General features: G+C 40.1%; 19 protein-coding genes. 6 read left to right on the top strand and 13 right to left on the bottom strand.

What is annotated here, in order from left to right; translation table 11 throughout:
• From ACSLUH_RS08010 to greB, 4 genes are all read right to left on the bottom strand, one after another.
• Positions 1–642 carry an NAD(P)H-dependent oxidoreductase gene (locus ACSLUH_RS08010; protein ID WP_448565788.1) on the bottom strand — a complete coding sequence of 214 codons (642 nt, stop codon included), beginning with the start codon at positions 640–642 and terminating at the stop codon, positions 1–3.
• Positions 643–717: 75 nt separating this feature from the next.
• Positions 718–1,317 (bottom strand): Crp/Fnr family transcriptional regulator, encoded by a 600-nt coding sequence (locus ACSLUH_RS08005; RefSeq protein WP_448565787.1) that lies wholly within the window; start codon positions 1,315–1,317, stop codon positions 718–720.
• Positions 1,318–1,329: 12 nt separating this feature from the next.
• Complete coding sequence (locus ACSLUH_RS08000; protein ID WP_448565786.1) at positions 1,330–1,641, bottom strand: RidA family protein; 312 nt, start codon at positions 1,639–1,641, stop codon at positions 1,330–1,332.
• A gap of 46 nt (positions 1,642–1,687) precedes the next feature.
• Positions 1,688–2,167, bottom strand: a complete 480-nt coding sequence (greB, locus tag ACSLUH_RS07995) for a transcription elongation factor GreB (protein WP_448565785.1) — start codon at positions 2,165–2,167, stop codon at positions 1,688–1,690.
• Between the two features lie 234 nt (positions 2,168–2,401).
• Between greB and ACSLUH_RS07990 the strand changes: the two genes are divergently transcribed.
• The 3 genes from ACSLUH_RS07990 to ACSLUH_RS07980 are packed head-to-tail and all read left to right on the top strand — an operon-like array spanning position 2,402 to position 5,011.
• Positions 2,402–2,791 (top strand): GntR family transcriptional regulator, encoded by a 390-nt coding sequence (locus tag ACSLUH_RS07990; RefSeq protein WP_448565784.1) that lies wholly within the window; start codon positions 2,402–2,404, stop codon positions 2,789–2,791.
• 5 nt (positions 2,792–2,796) lie between these two features.
• Positions 2,797–3,699, top strand: a complete 903-nt coding sequence (locus ACSLUH_RS07985) for an ABC transporter ATP-binding protein (RefSeq protein ID WP_448565783.1) — start codon at positions 2,797–2,799, stop codon at positions 3,697–3,699.
• Positions 3,692–5,011: a hypothetical protein gene (locus ACSLUH_RS07980; protein ID WP_448565782.1), complete on the top strand. Its 1,320-nt coding sequence runs from the start codon at positions 3,692–3,694 to the stop codon at positions 5,009–5,011. The genes ACSLUH_RS07985 and ACSLUH_RS07980 overlap by 8 nt, the downstream gene beginning before the upstream one ends.
• Before the next feature lie 194 nt (positions 5,012–5,205).
• Here ACSLUH_RS07980 and ACSLUH_RS07975 read toward each other — a convergent pair whose 3' ends face one another.
• The 7 genes from ACSLUH_RS07975 to ACSLUH_RS07945 form a co-directional block, all read right to left on the bottom strand.
• Positions 5,206–8,364, bottom strand: coding sequence for an ATP-binding protein (locus ACSLUH_RS07975; protein WP_448565781.1), 3,159 nt, complete (start codon positions 8,362–8,364; stop codon positions 5,206–5,208).
• A 109-nt stretch (positions 8,365–8,473) separates the two neighbouring features.
• A complete protein-coding gene (locus tag ACSLUH_RS07970) occupies positions 8,474–9,817 on the bottom strand; it encodes a sensor histidine kinase (protein WP_448565780.1) in 1,344 nt (447 codons plus the stop codon).
• Positions 9,817–11,154 carry a sigma-54-dependent transcriptional regulator gene (locus ACSLUH_RS07965; RefSeq protein WP_448565779.1) on the bottom strand — a complete coding sequence of 446 codons (1,338 nt, stop codon included), beginning with the start codon at positions 11,152–11,154 and terminating at the stop codon, positions 9,817–9,819. Before ACSLUH_RS07965 ends, ACSLUH_RS07970 begins: the two co-directional genes overlap by 1 nt.
• An 84-nt stretch (positions 11,155–11,238) precedes the next feature.
• The gene (locus ACSLUH_RS07960; protein ID WP_448565778.1) at positions 11,239–12,453 is read right to left on the bottom strand and encodes an ABC transporter permease; all 1,215 of its coding nucleotides are present in this window, start codon (positions 12,451–12,453) and stop codon (positions 11,239–11,241) included.
• Between the two features lie 14 nt (positions 12,454–12,467).
• Positions 12,468–13,826, bottom strand: coding sequence for an ABC transporter permease (locus ACSLUH_RS07955; RefSeq protein WP_448565777.1), 1,359 nt, complete (start codon positions 13,824–13,826; stop codon positions 12,468–12,470).
• An 8-nt stretch (positions 13,827–13,834) separates the two neighbouring features.
• The gene (locus ACSLUH_RS07950; protein WP_448565776.1) at positions 13,835–14,536 is read right to left on the bottom strand and encodes an ABC transporter ATP-binding protein; all 702 of its coding nucleotides are present in this window, start codon (positions 14,534–14,536) and stop codon (positions 13,835–13,837) included.
• A 9-nt stretch (positions 14,537–14,545) separates the two neighbouring features.
• A complete protein-coding gene (locus tag ACSLUH_RS07945) occupies positions 14,546–15,820 on the bottom strand; it encodes an efflux RND transporter periplasmic adaptor subunit (RefSeq protein WP_448565775.1) in 1,275 nt (424 codons plus the stop codon).
• 274 nt (positions 15,821–16,094) lie between these two features.
• Between ACSLUH_RS07945 and ACSLUH_RS07940 the strand changes: the two genes are divergently transcribed.
• Complete coding sequence (locus ACSLUH_RS07940; protein WP_448565774.1) at positions 16,095–16,694, top strand: outer membrane beta-barrel protein; 600 nt, start codon at positions 16,095–16,097, stop codon at positions 16,692–16,694.
• A gap of 72 nt (positions 16,695–16,766) precedes the next feature.
• On the opposite strand, the gene ACSLUH_RS07935 is transcribed toward ACSLUH_RS07940, so the two are convergent.
• Complete coding sequence (locus ACSLUH_RS07935) at positions 16,767–17,627, bottom strand: peptidylprolyl isomerase (protein WP_448565773.1); 861 nt, start codon at positions 17,625–17,627, stop codon at positions 16,767–16,769.
• Positions 17,628–17,764: 137 nt separating this feature from the next.
• Here ACSLUH_RS07935 and ACSLUH_RS07930 point away from each other — a divergent pair, with 137 nt between their 5' ends.
• Positions 17,765–18,478, top strand: coding sequence for a DUF445 domain-containing protein (locus tag ACSLUH_RS07930; RefSeq protein WP_448565772.1), 714 nt, complete (start codon positions 17,765–17,767; stop codon positions 18,476–18,478).
• 258 nt (positions 18,479–18,736) lie between these two features.
• Positions 18,737–19,927: an amino acid aminotransferase gene (locus ACSLUH_RS07925; protein ID WP_448565771.1), complete on the top strand. Its 1,191-nt coding sequence runs from the start codon at positions 18,737–18,739 to the stop codon at positions 19,925–19,927.
• A gap of 61 nt (positions 19,928–19,988) precedes the next feature.
• Here ACSLUH_RS07925 and ACSLUH_RS07920 read toward each other — a convergent pair whose 3' ends face one another.
• Positions 19,989–20,585, bottom strand: a complete 597-nt coding sequence (locus ACSLUH_RS07920) for a DUF1361 domain-containing protein (protein WP_448565770.1) — start codon at positions 20,583–20,585, stop codon at positions 19,989–19,991.
• Positions 20,586–20,587: the final 2 nt, after the last annotated feature.

The raw sequence follows: 20,587 nt of genomic DNA, 5'->3' as shown, positions 1-20,587 counted from the left end.
CTAGACCTCAATAATTAATTCTTCACGATCAACACGTATTTTTGTAGCCTGTGCGGATTTGTCATGCAAAGCTCGGTAGCCAATAGGGCAAATAGCGGTGGTGGTTAGCCCTTTGTCAGCTAAGTTTAGTACCTGATCATAGCCGCTACTATCGATACCTGTCATAGGACAGCAGTCAATTTGCAACAACGCTGCGCAAGTTAACACATTTCCAAGGGCAATATAGGCTTGTTGATGTGACCACTGCTGTTTTTGCTCTGCTTTCATAGCAGAAAATACCGATAAGAGATATTGACGATAATCTTCTAATTGCTGTTGCGTTCGGTCAGATAGCTCTGCCGTTTTTTCGATGTAGCGATCAATTAAGTGCTCATCAACAATGGTTTTAGCCGCAAATACCAATAGATGTGAGCAATGGAGCACTTTATCTTGTTGAAATGAGTGACTTAACAATTGCTCTCGGATAACTTTTGATTCGATGACCAGAAGCGAATATGGCTGCAACCCATAAGATGATGGTGTCAAACGAGCGGCTTCAAGTAGCGTTGTTAACATCTCATCAGTAACTTTTCTTTCCGAAAATTGTTTAACGGCATAGCGCCAATTCAGTGCATTTAACAATTCTTGATGGTCTATCTTCATTTTATTTCGTCCATTTAATTCAAGATGAACGTAATGTAATCAGTCACGTTTAGGTAATCATTTACATAGGTTGATTTAGAGCAGTTTTTTTCGAATACGGCTTAACTGAGTTGGTGTAATGCCTAAATGCGAGGCGATATGGTACTGCGGAATACGAGTACTCAACATTGGAAACCTTTCGACAAACTTTTGATAGCGTTGACTAGCGTCTTGCTGAACAATTTCTATTTCACGAGCATCCTTTGCCAGCAACCAATTCTTTTCCAGATAATTGATTTGAAAACGCTTAAAGTCATCATATTGTTCGATAAGTTGTCTAAAACTCGCAAAATTAATATCAATGATGATGCATGGTTCAAGTGCTTCAAAACCAACTTTTGAAGGCATAGCGGTTAACAAGGATGTCATCGACCCGGGAAACTTATCTTCATCGAAGAAATTTTTATTGTATTCATTCCCTTTTTCATCACAAACAAAACAACGCACCAATCCCTGATATAAATAACTAAAATATTGTGGAAGTTCACCGACACTGCATAGCATTGTGCCTTTAGGCACCTCACGATAACGGGTGATCAGTAAAAACGTTTGCCAAGCAGACTCACTGATACTGGCATATGCCACCATGGCTTTTTTCAACGACTGGTACGCGAGTTGTTCTTTAATTGCTAACAATAATCATTACCTTCAAGCTAAACACCTAAACAGGCCCTTTTTTAACCAGTGCTGAGGGCCATCACCAAGCCATTGACAAAAAATAGCATCCATTAGTGGTTTTTCATCGATATTCACAATATAAACTTGTGCAGAGACAATATCATGTTTATCACTGCCTAACGCTAATAGGTTGTTTTCTATTGTTGTTAATGTCGCTTTGGTCTGGCCAACGATATCTAAAGTGGTATCGCCAGCAGTTGCCACTGTCCAAACTAAGTCTTGATAAGCCGATGATGTACTTCGCCCCTGGTAAATACCTGCTATTCTCTCTATTGTAGCCATAAATCCTTTACGCGCTGGGGTCGTCCTTACTTAACCTTAAACAAGCTTATTCTTTTTCATATTCAATAGAATTAATAAACCAGTATTTTTCACCATCAGGGGTTTTGACCAACACTTCATCATCAACTTCTTTTTTTAATAAAGCCCTCGCCATGGGAGAATCGATTGAAATATAGTCTTTTTGATCTCCGTAAATTTCTTCAGGGCCGACAATACGAAACTTTTTGACATCGCCAGCCTCATTTTCAATTTCAACCCAAGCGCCAAAAAATACCCGCCCTTCTTGCTGTGGCGAATAATCAACCACTTTTAAATCTGGTAGCAATTTACGTAAATAATGGACTCGTCGGTCAATTTGTCTGAGCAAACGCTTATTAAACGTATAATCAGCATTCTCAGAGCGATCCCCTAAACTTGCCGCCCAAGATACGATTTTAGTGATTTCGGGGCGTTTTTCTCGCCAAAGGTGGTCGTGCTCCTGTTGAAGCTTCAAGTAACCTTTGCGCGTAATAATTTTGGTTTTCAACAGACTGCCTATCTTGGTTTCATCAAAAACTTCAATGCATTTTACCCCTTAGTACTCAACAGTGCCAAGCTTTGTTATCAATGAAAAAAAGCTGATAAGAAATATATCGTTAACTGAATAATTAAAGACCTCGTTATAGAAACGCTTGACCACATCAGTGTATTAATACAATAATACACCTAACAAGTTAACCTGTTAGGTAGTACGACCTAAAATCAAAAGGACATCTTCGCAATGGCATTCGATGCTAACGCTACTTTCTCGATAAATGCGTCGTCGGCAATTCCGATTTATCGACAACTCATTGATCAAATAAAACAAGCGATTAGAGCAGGTTTACTAAATGCTGGAGAGCAAGCCCCGTCGGTAAGAGTACTGGCAAAATCCCTTGGCATTAACCCGATGACAATATCCAAAGCCTACAATCAACTCGAGCTTGAAGGGGTGCTAATTCGTCATCGAGGCGTAGGTATGATTGTCGCAGAACAGGAAAGATTTAAGCCTTCACTGAGGTTAGAGCAAGCGTTAATTAGCTATGTTCACTCGGCTCGCAAAGAATCATTAACTAACGAGCAAATATTAGCCCAAGTGCAACAGTATCTGTCATTACAAACAAAAGAGTAACTAGCATGACTAAACCGATTATTAATATTCAAAGCCTTACCAAAAATTATGCTGATAAGACTATTTTAAACAACCTGAATTGGGCGATACAGCCAGGTGAAATAGTTGCTCTACTAGGACATAACGGTGCGGGAAAAACCACCTTGTTGGAATCGATTATGAACCTAAAAACCGCTACGTCTGGAGAGGTCAATATTTTTGATAACACCTGGCAAACCTTAACAGCAAAACAACGACAAAAAATAGCCTTTGTCGCTCAAGATACTCACGGGTTTGACTGGATGTCAATTTCCGCCTATCTGAACTACCTCGGTAGCTTTTATGATCAATGGAATGCATCTTATGCCACTCAGCTTTGTCAAAAATGGCGGCTTGACCCCTCAAAGGTGATAAGTGCACTCTCAGGTGGTCAGCGTCAAGTACTCAGAATAGTGCAAGCTTTGTCAACTCAACCTGATGTACTGATTTTAGATGAGCCTGTTGCTCACTTAGACCCAAATATGCGACGTTCTTTTCTCACTGAACTCGCTGAACTTTGTGCTGATAATGGTACGACGGTTATCTTTTCCAGTCACATTATTTCAGATTTAGAACGCATCGCTAGCCGTGTTGCCTTGCTCAATAATGGCACCATCGCCTGCGATTATCCGCTTGACGAACTTAAAGAAGGTATTGGCCAAATTCGATTAACCAGCAAAGATCCTCAAATCGATATAAAAACATTACCGCTGGAGATGATTTCTGATGCAGTGATCACAGACAGTTCGGCGTTTGGAAAGTTGCTCTCGCCAATAACGGAACAATCAATGCAACAGTGGCAAGCCATGGGACTAGAAATAGAATTATTACCAATTTCTTTAGAAGACTGGTATTTAGCGATGACCCATCATGGAGAATTCGATGCATAGAGAATATCAAACACTAAAACACCTACTGGGTTTTTCTTGGCTAACCAGTTCATTAATCGTTGTTTTATTATTGGTTTTTCAGTATTTGCTAACAACGTCTGTTGAAAATTGGCACGTTAGCGCAGAGTTGATGAAAACCCCAATGATGATGGCCTCAGTCGTATGCAGTTTTATGGGGATGTTTTTAGGAGCTGCATTACGCGTTTTTCGCGGTCATTACCTCTGGCAAGTCAATAACTCATACAGGCGCCATTTAGCTAGCAATGCACTCTTCATATTACTGGCGATAAACCTAAGCTTTCTTTGGCCATTACTGATAAACATTAGTGCCAATACCATTGCTGTATTTATCCCTTTTTGCGTTGGACTATGCGCCCTAAATCTAACCTTTGCAGATAAAGTGACCGCGCGATTATTATGGCCACTTGTACCTGCAATCCTTTATCAGTTGCAAAAACTTCACATCGATTTTAACTATCTGATTATTTTGCTGTACATCATTGGTAGCTATTTGAGCATCCATTTGTTTAGTCGAAAAGGATATAGCACCAAACACTCAACGTTAGCGCCTGAAAACACCAATACCTCAGATATTGCACTAGTTAATGTTATCAATAAAATTAACACTTTGATTGGTGGTGCTATTAAGGACAAGTTGATGAATAGTAACGCTGACTTAAGTTGGGCGCTGACAGACCCGCTAAATCGAATTGGCCTTTACGCGGTAGCCCATAGCCTTGCATTGGTCATCTTTTTGTTTCTTTTAGGTGGTCAAACAACAAACGCTTATGAAAACTTAGTACTGCTTTTCGTCGCAATGACGCCATTATCTGTAATCCTCCATGCAAGGAAGCATATAAAACAATTAAGAACCATTGCCCACTTATATACTGGCAAAAACTTTGTCGGTTTTAAACAAGCTGTTTTATCTGCGATGTACCGTTTAATTGTATTTGATTGCGCCGTTTTGCTTGGGTTTGCTTTCTTAGGCGTTCATTTATTAGGATATAATGTTTCGCTCACCTTTATGGTTGTAATTGCATTATCAGTAATAATCGCTTTGGTAATTGTTCCGTTGTTTATCTTATTGAACTGGCACAAAGTTAACCTACCACTCGTTGGTTTTGTTTGCGGATATTTTGCAATTATCATCAGTATTTCAGCTTACTACAAAGGTCAAACAAGTAGCTTTTTACTGTCAAATCAGCATATTCTTAGTATTGTTGGCTTTATAGCCTTTGCCGGTATATTGTTAGTCGTTAGTCGCTTTATCTACAAAAAGGCTGATATAGAAAAGGTACTTGATCATTAAACTAGGGCGTGTTGAACTTTCTTACTTGGCTATGCCAAATCAATAAACTTTAATGCCGCTCGTATTAAAATTGCCATAGCCCCTTTCATTAACGTCTTGGGGCTGGGTTATTTTGTTGGTATTGAGACTTCAGTGATAACTCATTAATTTTTTCTTATAAGTTGGCGTAAGGACCTAAAACCACCACACCACGGCTAGTTTAAATAACGTTGTAGGACACTAACAATCGCTTCCTTATTAATCGGTTTGGAAATATAGTCATTCATCCCTGCCGCCAAACATTTCTCTTTATCACCCACCATGGCGTTAGCTGTCATCGCGGCAATCGATATGTCTCGGTAACGGTCACCTGCGTCACCATTTCTTATCGCCTGACTGGCTTGGTAGCCATCCATTATTGGCATTTGACAGTCCATCAGCACTAAACTGTATGGTTCAGCGTCTGAAGATGCTGTTAATAACTCAAGTGCTTCTTGGCCATTGTTAGCTACATCGCAACTGAGGCCTAGTTTTTGTAAAACGCCTTTGGCGACCATCTGATTAACACGATTATCCTCAACCAACAATATCCGCGCTTTTTCAGGCCATTCATAGGCTAGCACAAGGTCTTTCTCTGGAGAGCTTTTGGTACTGACTTGTTGAACCGAGCACGGCTCAATCTCGCTCACAGGCGATGCTATTGAATAAACTTGTTTAATCAGTTGATGAAAATCCCTCATTATTGCTGGCTTAGGGAAGTAAAATTTCACCCCTAATTCCTCTAGATATTGTGAGGTGATCATTGCTGACATTGGCGTCATCAGCACGATATCAATTGCCGGGTAATCTAACTTTTTCTGGGCAGCTGATAATAAATTTTCGCCACTAGAACCGAAGACATCATAACTGATTAAAGCGACCTCAAATGGCTGTTCTTGATGATGTTCGAGTAATTTAACTAAACTAACTTCATCGTTAACAATAATCGCAGGGATCTGCCACAAGGCTAGCTGCCTGTTAATCATTTCTGCGTTACTACGATTATTGTCGATGACTAACGTAGGACGCTTTTTAAAGGTTTGTTTTGGATAAGTACTCTGTTCTTGACCCAGAACTACCTTTAATAAGCAAGTAAACGTGGTTCCTTTGCCACCCTCACTTTCTATGTTGATACTGCCAGACATCATATCACAGAGCTTCTTGACGATCGCCAAACCAAGGCCTGTACCACCGTATTGACGTGTAGTTGATGCGTCAACTTGACTGAACACGGAAAACAATCGCTGTTGCTTGTCTTTTGGAATACCAATACCAGTATCCGACACTTCAATCGTTAATTGAGCTTGCTTGGCATCAATAGGTGCTAATGCCACCTTCAACACAACTTCGCCTTTTTCGGTAAATTTAATCGCGTTGCTCACTAAATTGGTAGCAATTTGGCGGATGCGATAAGCATCGCCGACAATATTAGATTGACCAATGTCGGTTAAGTCGACAATTAATTCAATGCCTTTATCTTGCGCACTATTAGCTAAAGATTCGGCTAGGTTTCCTAACATACTCACTAAGTCAAATTCGCGTTGCTCTAACTCTAAATGATTGGCATCAATTTTAGAAAAGTCGAGGACATCGTTAATTAAGTTAAGTAAAGAGTCAGCACTTTCTTTTGCGATTTCAATACGATGGCGTTGTTCATGACTAAGCTTAGTGTCACTTAACAAGGATAACATCCCTAAAACACCATTCATTGGTGTACGAATTTCATGACTCATGCTGGCGAGAAACTCATTTTTTGCGACCACCGCAGTTTCCGCTAATTCCTTAGCTTTTACTAACGCTCGCTGGTTGTTTGCACTGGTTAATTCAGCAGTCAGCCAATTAGCAAAGAGTTGGATCAAATCCAATTCACGCTCACTAAATGGTCGTGATAATGGTGTAGGTCCGGAAAAATTCAATGTGCCAAAACGCTTCCCTTCAACAAAAATTGGCGCGCCAATATAGCTTTCTAAGCCAAATGTCTGATAGCAGGGATGGCTACTAATATCACTCTGGCCAGCATGATGAAATCCAGTAGGTTTATCGGCAGCATAAGTATGAGCACAATAGGTGTTGCCAAGCTCAAATTGAGCCCCCTGTTCAATCGATAATTCTTGCGAATAACAATAAAGCACTTTGTAGTTTTCTTCTTTGATTTCGCTAACAATTGCCATGGGCAGGTCAAATATCTGGCAACCTAGTTTGAGCAATTCTTGGACTTTATCTTCTAGATCCAACGTTATCGATGAAGTAATGCGATGAAGTTGATTTAAGGCAAGTTCCGTTTGCTTAATACCACTGATGTCATTTTGAATAACAATAAACGAGGCAATGCGTCTATTAAGCTGTTTAAGTGGCACGATAGTCGTGTCTAACCAAAGTTGACGGCCATCTCTTATCTTATTAAGTGATTCGCCACGCCAATAATCATCTTTGACACATACTTGAAATATCTGTTCGTAATCTGCTTGTTGGTAGATATCTCCACAGACCTTAAAGACACTTTTCTCCACGATTTCTTCTGGCTGATACTGGTAAAAATCAGTGAATTTCTGGTTAATATAAGTAATTTTTCCCGCCATATCGACGCGATAAACAATGGCGTGTTTATTAATGGCAAATTCAAATTCTTCGGTAAGGTTTTTACTTACTAATAATTCTTGATAACTTTCAGTTATGTGATTTTGCATAGGCAAAAATATCACGCGATAAATCATTATCAGCATCAATAACACACAAAGCCACAGTGCTATTTGGCTGTTTTGTATCGCACTTTGATTGGCAACGGCTTGCCTTTCAAGCAACTGTACCGCTTGATTTAACAGCACCAACATTTGTTCAACCAACTGCGGGTCAAACTGTCGTTTCATTAATAAATGGGCTTGGGTTTCATGTGTTACCGTTAAAAGCACTTGTGCACTTTCGACGTAAATTTTTACTCTGTTAGTTAAATTATTGGGGTTTTGAAAATACAGTTGATATAGCGCTTCTGGCATATCTTCTCTATATTGATGGATATAATCGCTCAAAAACAGTTGATTTTCATACATTTTGTTTGCAGATGCATTTAACTGACGTTGTACTTCTTGGTTAAGAAGTCCTTGCTGAATTGAACGGAAGTAGCGATGGGCATTCAATGCTATTTTCTGTGACAACATTCGCTGGCTTCCGGCAATATCGATTATCTTAGCAACTTCTTTTTGTTCAGCTGACAAACTAAACACAATATAAAAAGAGCCGCTAAATAACATTGCAACGAGTAAGGTTGCTATCAGCAACTGCCGTTTTACTTGTTGTTGTAGTTGCTGTGCCTTTACCATAGTGGTTAACTTGCTCAAATTCCCTTAACCAAGCGCTATTGAGCTATCTCTTGTTCGCTAGTCATTAACGCTATATTTTATATACTTAACTGTAGCGCACGAATGACTTATTCGCTGAAAGTTTTGATTAATGATTGTCCGCTAACGGTAAAGCAAAACTGACTTCAAGACCACCATTATCTCGATTGGCTAATTTCAACTGTCCTCCATGGAGTGATACAATTTCATTACATAAAGCTAAGCCAATGCCTGACCCCTCAGCTTTAGTGGTAAAAAATGGCAACAAAGCCTGTTGCATTTGCTGCTCTGACAATCCCGGGCCTCGATCTTTTACAACGAAGTACAACCGATTGGCTTGCTGAAAGATAGCTAAACTGACGTGCTTAACATCAGAGCCGGACTCTTTGGCATTCTTTACCAAGTTAATTAACACTTGCTCTAATTGTGCAGCGTCAAAATGGGCACTTTCAGTGATACTGTCCAATGAACAATCAATCCCCAAAATGGTTTGCATATTATTAAAAAATTCCTGCAAACTAACCCTAGCAATAGTTGGCTCTGGCATTTTTGCAAAAGAAGCATACTGACCAATAAATTCATTCAAATGCTGACTGCGTCTTCCTATCGTTGATAAAACATCTCGCAACATATGGTGATGTTCAGGCTGATCAATAATTTGCTGCGCAGACTTAGTCAGTGAGTTTATCGGTGCTAATGAGTTATTTAATTCATGACTGATTAAGCGGATCACTTGTTTCCACATTTGTGTTTCTTTTTGTGAAATTTCCTGCGTCATGTTTTTATACATATAAAGTTGATGTGTGCGTCCGTTAAGCATAAATGACTGACAATTAACACTATAAACGATGCGCTGATCATTGTGTTCATCGGTCACTAAGCCATTAAGTTTCTCATCCGTGGCACGTTGCAGCGATTCCGAAAGTTGGTGATATAAATCAAAAAAGTTATTGCCAACTAGTGTTCCTTTAAACTTTAACAAGTGTTTTGCAGCAATATTACTGTAAACGATATGACCTTTTAATGACGTTAGCACTATCGCAACTGGCGTGCTTTGAATAACAGTATCAAGTAATAATTCACGCTGAAAAATGTCCATACGCTCTGTGCGCAAAACGTTCGCAAGTTCATTATAAGTTGAGACAAGTCGCGCTATTTCTTGATAATTTTCATTATGAATCGTCAAGCTAAAATCATTATCTTTTAATGAGGCAATGCCGTTATCCAGCGCTATCAGCGCATTATTGAGTGGTGACATTGCTTGCTTGAAAATAACCGCCAAGATCAAACAACAAAACAGTCCAAATAAGGCGGCAATAAAAAATGCTTCAATACCGCTTACTCGAGAAGTAATAGCTACCAAGCCCAGAAAGGCAATAACAACGAGCAAACAGACACTAACATACAAGCGGTTAACTAATGACTTGCGCTTTGTATTGCGCCATAAAAACATTACTCAGTGATCCCAAATTTTTTCATGCGACGATATAAGGCTGAACGACTCAGGCCAAGTAATTTTGCTGCTTCAGAAATTACGCCACCTGCCTTCGTTATCGCCTGATGAATATCATCACTGGTGACTTCTTCAGTAATCGCCAATTTTTTTGGCAGATTAACTGGTAAACCAAGCACATCAGCATCGATCACTTGGCCATTGGCGAGCAAGCTCGCTCGTTGCATAACATTTTTAAGCTCTCTGATATTGCCTGGCCATGAGTGATGTTTAAGCACCTGCGACGCTTGCTCCGTTAGCTGAAACTTACCATCAAGAAAAAGTTCAGCAAGGGGGAGAATATCAGCTTTACGATCAGCTAGTGGTAATAATGGGAGTTCAATAACATTTAAACGATAAAACAAATCTTCTCTAAAATTGCCATTGGCGATTTCTTGTTTTAAATCTGCATTGGTTGCACTGATAATGCGCACCTTAACTTTTAACGTTTCGGTTCCGCCAATACGCTCAAACTCTCCAGTTTCTAATACCCGCAATAACTTTGCTTGACCGTCTAACGAGAGATTGCCAATTTCATCCAAGAACAATGTTCCGCCATCAGCGAGTTCAAAGCGACCTTGCCGACGCTTAGTGATACCTGTATAAGAGCCTGCTTCAGCACCAAACAGCTCTGCAGCCATTAACTCAGGAGATAACGCCCCAACATTCACCTTAATAAAGGGCCCTTGTTTACAGCTTGAATTTGCTTGAACAATTTCGGCGATTTTTTCTTTACCGGCACCATTGGGTCCTGTGATTAACACTGACACTGACGAATGCGCTATTTGCGTGGTGATATTGAGTAAATTAAACATCGCATCGCTTTGAAAACGAATACCACATAAGTCATATTTTTCTGCCAATTGTTGATATTTTTTAGAAGTTTTTAACGCTCCTTTACGCTGCGCACGTTGTAACTCACTTAACTCAATCAAGTTTTGCACGGTGATCAACAATTTATCGTCGTCCCACGGTTTACTGATATAGTCACTCGCACCAGACTTAACCAATTCAACCGCAGTTTCTAAATTCGTCCAAGCGGTCATCAAAATAATCGGCAAATCCGCATACTGCTGACGAATTTGTTGAAAAAGCTCGACCCCTTCTTCGCCTGAGGTAGTATCTTTAGTGAAGTTCATGTCTTGTATCACTAAATCATAATGGTCGCCGGCTAAAGCCACCAAACCTTCGTCGGGCGTTAATTGGTGATCACAATCAATATTGTTTAAGGTAAACAGTACTTTTAATGCGTGTGCCACATCAGGGTTATCATCAATCACCAATACTTTTGCTTTCATGAAATTCCTTTCAACTGTCTGTTAATAGATAAAGCAACGTAAAGCCAGCACTTTACGTTGCTTATTATTAATATAACTACTCGATTAAGCCGAACGAGTAACAATTGCTGGAGCTATATTGGCAGCTCGTTTAGCCGGGAAATATACGGCCAGTAGATTTATCAACCACATAAATAACGCTGTCGCCAACATCACCGAAATATTTAAAAAATTACGGCCTGATTGCTCTGACATTTCAAAGGTTATCGTCAAGGTGACCATAACACCAATCAGTAGACCTACCAATGTGATGATACTATTTTCAGTAATAAAATAGGAGATAATGTCTCGCTTTTTCGCCCCTAATGCTCGTCGAGTACCAATTTGCTTTCTTTTCTGGGTAATTTGAAACGACGTTAAACCTGTTATGCCAAAGGCTGTTATTAGCACTAACACCATACTTAACACCAAAAAGGTCAATGCTCGGCTACCACGGCCATCATACATTCTTTTTTGCGTTCGCTTTAAGAGTTCAGTCGAGTTCACATAACGCCCTTGCTCTTGATAAAACATGGCGAGTAAATCTTCTAACATCGCTTCACCTTGACCTTCTTGTACGCGGATCAAATAGTGCGGTTGTCGTGCGTGACTCCATTTCACTTGTGGCCTGATCACCGAATGATATGATTTACCTTGACCATTCAAGCGTTCACCAGTCATAAAGTTACTGTAAACACCGACCACTTGCACTGGATCAGAGCCTTTAGCCAACCACAATGTCTGTCCAATAGGAGACTGATTGGGATACATCATTTGTGCAAGTTCTTCACTGATCATCACCACGGCGGCATTTTCTTGCGTAGTTTCCATTGGCCCTTTAATGACATCACTGGCGGTTAGCATACGTCCCTCGACCAAGGAAAGTGCCAACACATCAAAAATGTTTTCATCACTTTCAACAACTACGGTTGGAAATTGTTGCGCTTCTTCTTCTGCCGATAAATAAACATTAACAACATTTTCTGCGGTAAAAGGCACCGCATTGCTTGGTGCTACACTAACCACCTTTGCTTCATTCCTCACCCGTTCAAGATCATTATTTAATGCTTGACCGACATCTTGGCTTTCGTCAAAAAACTCTGGCGAAATACGGACAATATCTTCGTGAGGAATACCTGAAGGCAAATTCCACTCACTTAACGTTTCTGTCGCAACAAATACCGAACTACTCAATACCCCCATGGTAAAAGCAATTTGAATGATCATCAGTACCGACATGAACTTCTGACGCTTTAAGGTCAATAAAATTGGTTTAATCATAATAGTTTGCTCCTTTACTGCGACTTCAGCTGACTAGCTGGCGGTACGCTACATAAACGCCAGATTGGATAAATACTGATCACTAGAGTACAGACAACACTGGTCATAAAAGCATTGCCGATCATTGTCCAGTCAAGTTGAAAGTAAGGGGCTAAGTCTTCAACTTTTAATCGATAATCTGACGCATACAAGCGAATGTTGAGCATACCTTCTAAGCCAAAATATGCGACGATAATACCAACCGCACCCCCTATGATGCCGATAAGAACAACCTCGATAATGTATTGAGCAATAATGGTCTTTTTCTTGGCGCCTAAGGCTCTTCGCAAGCTAACTTCTTTAGTTCTACGCATAAACTTAGCCAATAAAATACCGACGGCATTTAACAAACATACCGCAAAGAATAATACCGACAGTATCTTAAACATATTAATAAAATTGTTTCTGCTACTTATGTAGATAACAGCACTGGTTAAATCAGTAACATACGTTTCAATTTCACGTGGAAAGCGACCAAATGCTTTTTGCGATTCAACGTAGTTAATCAATTGCGTTTTATAGGCATCAACTTGCTCATCCGGAATTTCTGCCCAATAGGTGATCCAGCCACATTCTGAATTTAGTAATCGATCTTTATTTTCATTGGTAAAGCTTCGCGCTATCGACGCATCATCGGCCCAACAATCAAACCGCGAGCGTCTAGGTAAATCTTGATTCAATGCAAAAGTATATGGCACATAAAAATCATCTGGAAATGCGGTACCAAAACTACGATCGTAAAAACGATTTTCCAATTGCCAAGTATCTAAAACCCCAACCACACGCATTACACTGGTGTTAATACGAACGTTTTGTCCGACACTATTAATACCGCCAAACAGTTGATCATTCATGCGTTTACTGATAACAATAACGCCTTCTCCACCTTGTTCTGCGGTTTTATCCCAACCAGTACCATATAAAAACTTAGGTTCAAACATGGTAAAGAACTCATGGGTGGTAACCGCTGCTGCTGTGCGAATCGGGGTAATGTTTGGATCTTCAACGTTTAAAATACCCTCTGTTGACCAGACAAAAGTCTGAGTAACCTCTGGAACATTCATCGCTTTTAGATTGATTGCATCTTTATAAGTGACATCGACCATCCGTGACCAGCGATCAACTTCAGGCGCATTTAATTCTCTATTATCCAGTTGAATAAGAAAGATGTTGTCACTTTTATGGGCAAGCGGAATTTTCCCCCCTTGATAAGCCATGGTTTCAACTGTGGTATATAAGCCTAATCCTAATGCGATAACTAAAATCGTTAATATAGTTAACGATGGCCGCTCTTTGATGCTTTTTAGTGCCAATTGAAAATTATATAAAAACATTTCGCCTCCTAAGCTGAGCGGACCGAATGACCAGCATTTAACGCGTCTAGGTCGCTAACCTGACCATCAAATATTTGAATGTTTCTGCTGGCTCGTTGAGCAAGTTGATCATCATGAGTTACCATAATAATCGTGGTGCCATTGCTATTAATTTTTTCCAGTAACTCCATCACTTGTTGAGCCATTAATGAATCCAAATTACCTGTCGGTTCATCGGCAAGAAGAAATAATGGATCGCCAGCAATCGCTCTAGCAATTGCAACACGTTGCTGTTGACCACCAGATAACTGAGTTGGAAGATGCTGCATACGTGACGCTAAGCCGACCGTTTCAAGCGCGTGCTCGATACGGTCTTTACGCTCACCTTTACTCATGCCGCGATAACGTAATGGAACATCAACGTTGTCAAACAAGGGTAGATCAGGCAAAAGATTAAAGCTTTGAAAAATAAAACCGATTTTTTGATTTCGAATTTCTGACAATTGATCATCACTTAGTCCTTTTACGTTTTGCTCACCTAAAAAGTAGTCACCTTCCTCAAAGGTTTCTAATAAACCTGCGATATTTAAAAAAGTGGTTTTACCTGAACCAGAGGGACCCGTCACTGAAACAAACTCACCATTATCAATGTGCAAATCGACTTTTCGTAAAGCATGGGTTTCCACTAAATCAGTGCGATATATTTTACTTACATTGTTCATTCTTAACATGTGACTCTCCTAGTTAGTCAGATAAATTTGGTCATGATTATTAAAGACATCAATACTGGATATAATGACTTTGTCACCTTCGTTTAAGCCCGAGATCACTTCTATTTCACCGATACTGCGGGCACCTAAGGTGAGGTTTTGACGTATGGCATTATTGCCTTCGACACGATAAATAATTCGTCCACCGCCACTTTCTACAAAGGCTCCTCGACGAACTTTTAAAACATTTTGTTTAGATTCAATTAAGATCCGAGCACTAACTCGCTGATTTTGTCTAAGGTTAGAAATCGTGTCTTGATCGAAACGAAGACGCCCGATAACCTGACCATTAGTTACCTCTGGCGAAATGGCAATCACTGTCCCTGAATGTGTTTCACCGTTAAAGCTAATTTCTGCAGCTAAACCAACGCCTAAGTCATCAGCAAAGTTTTCAGGTATATTGGCTTCGACTTCAAAGGCACTTAAATCGATGACGGTGATCAATGATTCATTTGCACTGACATTGTCTTTTTCTCGAACGTTGACGCTGCCAATAATTCCGTCAGTTGGCGCCGTTAGTACCAATTCACTGACTTGGCGTTTCAAATCATCAACAACGAACTGCTGGCGCTCGAGTTGTGATTGTTTGCTCTTTAGTTCAAAGTCCATACTTTCAACTTGCAATGCATAGTTCTGTTTAGCGTGCTCATGCGCTAATTTAGCCCGTTTATATTCAGAAACTTTTTCTTCGTATTCTTTTTGACTGATCAATGAATCTTTAATGCTAGTTTCAGCGCGCTTTTTATTAATATCTGCCGCTTCCAAATTAACCGCTGACATTTCGATGGATTGCTGATTATTGAGCTGTGAAGACTTCATTTCGATACGATGACGCCCAACTTCTAGTTCGAGTTGTGCCAAAGTTGACAATTCTTGCTCATAACGGTTTCTCAATTGAGGGCTATCAACTTCTGCCAGCTTTTGCCCTTGCTTGACGGTATCCCCTGCCTGAACAAATAAAGATACGATACCTGGTGCCGTTGCATATAACGTCGGGCTATTAGCCGCTACAACTCTGCCCTGCACACCAATATCACGCTCTAAATCCCCCCTTTCAACGGTTGCAAATCGCAATCGCTCACTTGAAAATGTCAACCCAGAAGAAAACATATCGTTAAATTTTGGCAGCATAATCACCGCAAAAACTATCAATGCAATGATCGGTAACGACCATGTTGTTATCGTTTTTAGGTTAAACGCCTTTTTTTCAATAATGACGTCTTGTCCTGAAGTATCTCTTAACATTGTTTATCCACTTAACGCTTTGTCTAGTCGTTAAATAGCAAACTTAATGCCAAAAAGTAAACATATGAATTAATTGAAAAAATTTTATTTTTGTCGTGTGCGAACACCTTGTTGTTCGCTAAACTAATTGAGCGAACATGATTTGAATAAAGCGAGAGCAGATTACACTTTTTAACAAGTTAAGACGGTTTTTCGACAAATCCACGACAGACTTTACCCAACCTGTTTGAAGATAATGGCCTTATCTTTTTTAAATTGTTACAAAGGGATTATCATGAAATTAACTCAACTTAGCGCAGTCGCTGGTATCCTGCTGTCATGCATTTCAATGAATACCATGGCGAATACCGAGTCACCTCATCGTGTTGGTTTGGATTTGCTTGGCGGAAATGCCAAATACAAAGGTAAATCAGGAGATGTCGCGATCGGCGCCTCTTATCTTTATTACAATTATCAATTCAATAAAGACTTTGCCTTTGAGCTTGGATTGCAAGGTGGTGAAGAAATTGATGACTGGAGTTGCACTGAACTCTCCGACGATGAATGGCGCTGTTTAAACAAAAGCAAACCAATGTTTGATTTTAATGCCAATCATTTAGATTTTTCCAGTATTGTTACCGCATTAAAGTGGCAGCTTGCTACCAGTAAAAATAATAGCTTTTACGCTAAGGCCGGTATTCAGTTTTACGACTATGATTTCAGTCGTAATAAGACTCAACTGGTTGAAGACGACGGTGTCGGCATTGTTCTTGGTGCTGGTTGGCAATATCAATGGGACAATGGCATTGGCATCAACGCCGGTCTAGTCTATCAAACCATGGGGGATCTAAAGCCCCAAGATATGCTCAATTTTGGTATCAGTTATCACTTCTAACCTCTGCACCCACTTTATCTATTTACCTTCAGAATTTACGTAGAATAAAGTGGGCAAAGAAGTATCTAGTGATTATTTAATACGTCGACTGCTTACCGGTGTTTGACAAATATCGAGTACCGGTGGCGGTTTTTTGTAGAAAAACGCATTATCGCGATCTCTTCTATCAGCTAACTTTTGCTTAAACGCCTCAGTTTCTGTTGCTTCAACTTCAATAATGATTTGCTCATCGGCTGGGACATCACTCATCAAGCGCATTGAGACTATTGGTGTATATTGACTAGCCTCAACAGGATCTTCCCCTTCTATCACCGAAGTACGCGTTATCGCTTGTACATGATGCATACCATAAACAACGCGACCAAAAATCGTCATAATGCGATCTAAATAACGGGTTGCTTGGCCATTGGTAATATAAAAATGACTGGTAGCGGTATTTGGCTCACTCTGCCTTGCCATGGCAATAACGCCAGGACAGTGCAACATCCACGCTTTTTGCTCTATCGAGTTATAGCCAAGCGCAAACCCTTGTTTAAAACCAGTTTGCTGAGCAAACATATCGTTAGTTTCAACCCGAGTAAAACGAAAATCATCGCCCGCTGAAAAATCAGCCTCGATATTTAGTGGCTTAACCGCCGTGTCTTGTTCACTGCCATCTTCTGGTCCAGCTTGAGCAACAAAGCCATCAATGACACGATAAAATTTATTACCATCGTAATGACCGCTTTTAACTAAGCGAGTAAATTGCTCGACATGATTTGCCGAAAATTGAGGAGCAAGCTCAATAACCACAGAGCCGTGAGGTAAAGTCATTAAAACGGTTTGCTTGGGATCGAGTTTTCGCCAGTTTTGCTCTGCCTCCGCTTTAACCACGGTTGTGGTCGCAAACGTCGATACCAATACCATTAACTTCGCTAACGTTAAATATTTCATTATTATCCCTTTAAAAATCGCTGAGCAATTACCTTAAAGTAAAATCGACTCTTTTTCACCCTGTTAGTTTAACAACAATACGTTGCTTGCTAACATATGCAGTATTGTAAAATTTCATCTCATTATCGGAGCTTTCAATGAATAAAAGCCTTGTGACTAATGGCTTAGCTTTACTTTCAATGGGGTTAGGCTGGTATCTTTCCAATGGCATTATCTTTTCTATTGGTTTGTTCGCCTTTTCTGGCGCGCTCACTAATTGGTTAGCCATTCATATGTTGTTTGAGAAGATCCCTTTTTTATATGGCTCTGGTGTTATTCCGGCTCGATTTGAGGATTTTAAATTGGGGATTCGGCAATTAATGATGGAGCAGTTTTTTACTGAAGAAAACATTGACCGCTTTTTATCAGAACAAAGCAGTAAAGGGCATAATCTTAATTTAGCCCCCATTATTAATCGCGTTGATCTGTCTCCTGCGTTTGAAAAACTTATATCTGTGATTGAAAACTCTTCTTTTGGGGGGATGTTGGCCATGGTTGGTGGCCGAGAAGCACTAGCGCCGATGGAAGTGCCCTTTATTGAAAAAATGAGAGAAACCATGGTTGAACTTGCTGACAGTGACGAATTTAATCAAATTGTTAAAGAAGAGCTTGAACGCCCAACTGTTATGTCAGATATCCGTGATAAAGTCAGTGATATCATTGAAAAGCGTTTAAATGAATTGACCCCCCAATTAGTTAAAGAAATCATTCAAAGCATGATCCGCAAGCACCTTGGTTGGCTTGTGGTGTGGGGCGGCGTTTTTGGTGGTTTAATTGGCGCTTTGGCACAATTAAGCAAAACTTATCTTTAAGTGTGCTTCGCTGCCTCAAGAAAGGGGTGTAAACCTGTACATATTTCGTTGCGCCTCATTCGTTGAATGCCCTTAAAAACCTTAAAATATGGGATAGTTTCTTTTGTCATAACAAATCCTCAGTTTTTTAACGTAAATGCTTTAAAATTGCCCTTAATAGGGCTATGCTTGCGCTTTAATCACTCGGGATTATTTTTAACGGCAATACGATGGCGTAACGTTGTTGATCCCACTTCAGCATAAAAGGTAAACGGAGAAATGTTTGGTAGCTTAAAGGCATTGCCAGCCGATCCTATCTTAGGCTTATTGGCAAAATATCGTGCAGATGCAAATCCTCAAAAAATCGACTTAGGTGTCGGTGTTTATAAAGACGAAGCTGGTCACACCGCTATTTTAGATTGTGTAAAGAAAGCGGAAAAATATCGTCATGACAACGAGGATACCAAAGTTTACATTGGCCCAACTGGCTCCCCGTTATTCAATGAAGAAATGAGCAAGCTAATTTTTAGCCAACATAAAGTGCTCATTGAAAATCGCGCGCGCACCGTTTCTACGCCTGGTGGAACTGGAGCCTTGCGAGTTGCTGCTGAATTTATCAAATCATGTAAAGCAGGTGCAACCATTTGGGTGAGCAACCCAACATGGGCTAACCATACTGGCCTGTTTGAAGCTGCAGGTTTAACGGTAAAAACCTACCCGTATTACGACTATGAAAACAAAACGCTCGATTTTGACGGTATGTTCAATACCTTAAAAGAGGTGAGCAGTGATGACGCGGTGTTACTTCACGCATGTTGTCATAACCCAAGTGGTATGGATCTGAACAATGAGCAATGGCAGCAGATTGCTAAACTCGCTCAGGACAAAGGTTGGTTACCCGTTGTCGATATGGCTTACCAAGGGTTTGGTGATGGATTAGATGAAGATGCTTACGGCTTGCGTTTGGTCGCCGAAAGTGTTGAAGAAATGATCGTCTGTAGCTCGTGTTCAAAAAATTTCGGGTTATATCGTGAGCGCATTGGCGCAACTACCATTATCGCCAGTTCAGCTGCTAATGCCGATATCGCCAATTCAGTATTACTGTCGGTTGTCCGTTGTATCTATTCAATGCCGCCTGCACACGGGGCAGCTTTGGTTGAAACTATCCTCAATTCCGATGAGTTACGCCATCAGTGGTACGCTGAATTAAAAGAAATGCGTGATCGCATTAATGGCAATCGTCAATTATTGGTTGATAAACTTAAAGAAAATGGCGTTGATAGAGACTTTAGCTTTATCACTCGTCAAAAAGGTATGTTCTCTTTCTTAGGTATTACCCCTGAGCAAGTACAACAACTGCAAGACGAATATAGTATTTATATGGTCGGTTCTAGCCGTATGAGTATCGCGGGCATTGCGAAAAGCAATGTGGATTATTTAGCGCAATCAATCGCTAAAGTTATCGCTTAACGCTGAAACGATAAGAAAAAGAAAAGCCGAACAATATCGTTCGGCTTTTTCATCTCGACATCTAGAGCTCAAACCGTTCCCGGTAACGATTAACAATCACACGATTAACAGCGTTAAATAAATAGTAACTTATCAAGTAACCAATAAAAAATAGCGCTATCATCGCTAAACTTTTCAGTTGCGTTAAATCCAATAAAATATCATGCAATACCGTTATTGGGTGTTCAAGAATATCGGTGCTCTCTAGTCGTTGAACCCGACCAAGGTATACGCCCAGCGCTGAAAGTGCGGTTAGTCCGGGTACAATATAACTCGCAAATGAAAACCACGATTGATGCTGGCAATAACGTTTTGCCCAAGTAACCGATAAAACATAACTTTCAAAACAAACCAAAAAATATACGATAAACAGCGGAAACAATATGCCATAAAGATACGGCCTAGAGATGTTTGGTGATTCTATCGCCGCAAGTAGATGAATAACATCCGTCAACACATATGCGGAATTGGGTAAAAAAGCGACAAACACCATAACGAAAAACCACCAAAGCACATTGCGCCTTTCTATTTTTTTAAATAGATAATAAGCAAGCAATAATGGGATCATCGCTAAGCCAACATTCAACAATAAGGTAAAGTGAATCGGTACATGATTCATTA

It is taken from the genome of Thalassotalea ganghwensis (genome assembly GCF_053485795.1).
The sequence above is the reverse complement of the archived record's forward strand: the minus strand, read 5'-3'. Positions and strand labels throughout refer to the sequence as shown.

Excerpts from the sequence above, each read along its gene's own strand:
- ACSLUH_RS08010 (WP_448565788.1), bottom strand. The coding sequence starts at position 642 with ATGAAGATAGACCATCAAGAATTGTTAAATGCACTGAATTGGCGCTAT.
- ACSLUH_RS08000 (WP_448565786.1), bottom strand. The coding sequence starts at position 1,641 with ATGGCTACAATAGAGAGAATAGCAGGTATTTACCAGGGGCGAAGTACA.
- ACSLUH_RS07990 (WP_448565784.1), top strand. The coding sequence starts at position 2,402 with ATGGCATTCGATGCTAACGCTACTTTCTCGATAAATGCGTCGTCGGCA.
- ACSLUH_RS07985 (WP_448565783.1), top strand. The coding sequence starts at position 2,797 with ATGACTAAACCGATTATTAATATTCAAAGCCTTACCAAAAATTATGCT.
- ACSLUH_RS07980 (WP_448565782.1), top strand. The coding sequence starts at position 3,692 with ATGCATAGAGAATATCAAACACTAAAACACCTACTGGGTTTTTCTTGG.
- ACSLUH_RS07970 (WP_448565780.1), bottom strand. The coding sequence starts at position 9,817 with ATGTTTTTATGGCGCAATACAAAGCGCAAGTCATTAGTTAACCGCTTG.
- ACSLUH_RS07965 (WP_448565779.1), bottom strand. The coding sequence starts at position 11,154 with ATGAAAGCAAAAGTATTGGTGATTGATGATAACCCTGATGTGGCACAC.
- ACSLUH_RS07960 (WP_448565778.1), bottom strand. The coding sequence starts at position 12,453 with ATGATTAAACCAATTTTATTGACCTTAAAGCGTCAGAAGTTCATGTCG.
- ACSLUH_RS07955 (WP_448565777.1), bottom strand. The coding sequence starts at position 13,826 with ATGTTTTTATATAATTTTCAATTGGCACTAAAAAGCATCAAAGAGCGG.
- ACSLUH_RS07950 (WP_448565776.1), bottom strand. The coding sequence starts at position 14,536 with ATGTTAAGAATGAACAATGTAAGTAAAATATATCGCACTGATTTAGTG.
- ACSLUH_RS07945 (WP_448565775.1), bottom strand. The coding sequence starts at position 15,820 with ATGTTAAGAGATACTTCAGGACAAGACGTCATTATTGAAAAAAAGGCG.
- ACSLUH_RS07940 (WP_448565774.1), top strand. The coding sequence starts at position 16,095 with ATGAAATTAACTCAACTTAGCGCAGTCGCTGGTATCCTGCTGTCATGC.
- ACSLUH_RS07935 (WP_448565773.1), bottom strand. The coding sequence starts at position 17,627 with ATGAAATATTTAACGTTAGCGAAGTTAATGGTATTGGTATCGACGTTT.
- ACSLUH_RS07930 (WP_448565772.1), top strand. The coding sequence starts at position 17,765 with ATGAATAAAAGCCTTGTGACTAATGGCTTAGCTTTACTTTCAATGGGG.
- ACSLUH_RS07925 (WP_448565771.1), top strand. The coding sequence starts at position 18,737 with ATGTTTGGTAGCTTAAAGGCATTGCCAGCCGATCCTATCTTAGGCTTA.
- ACSLUH_RS07920 (WP_448565770.1), bottom strand. The coding sequence starts at position 20,585 with ATGAATCATGTACCGATTCACTTTACCTTATTGTTGAATGTTGGCTTA.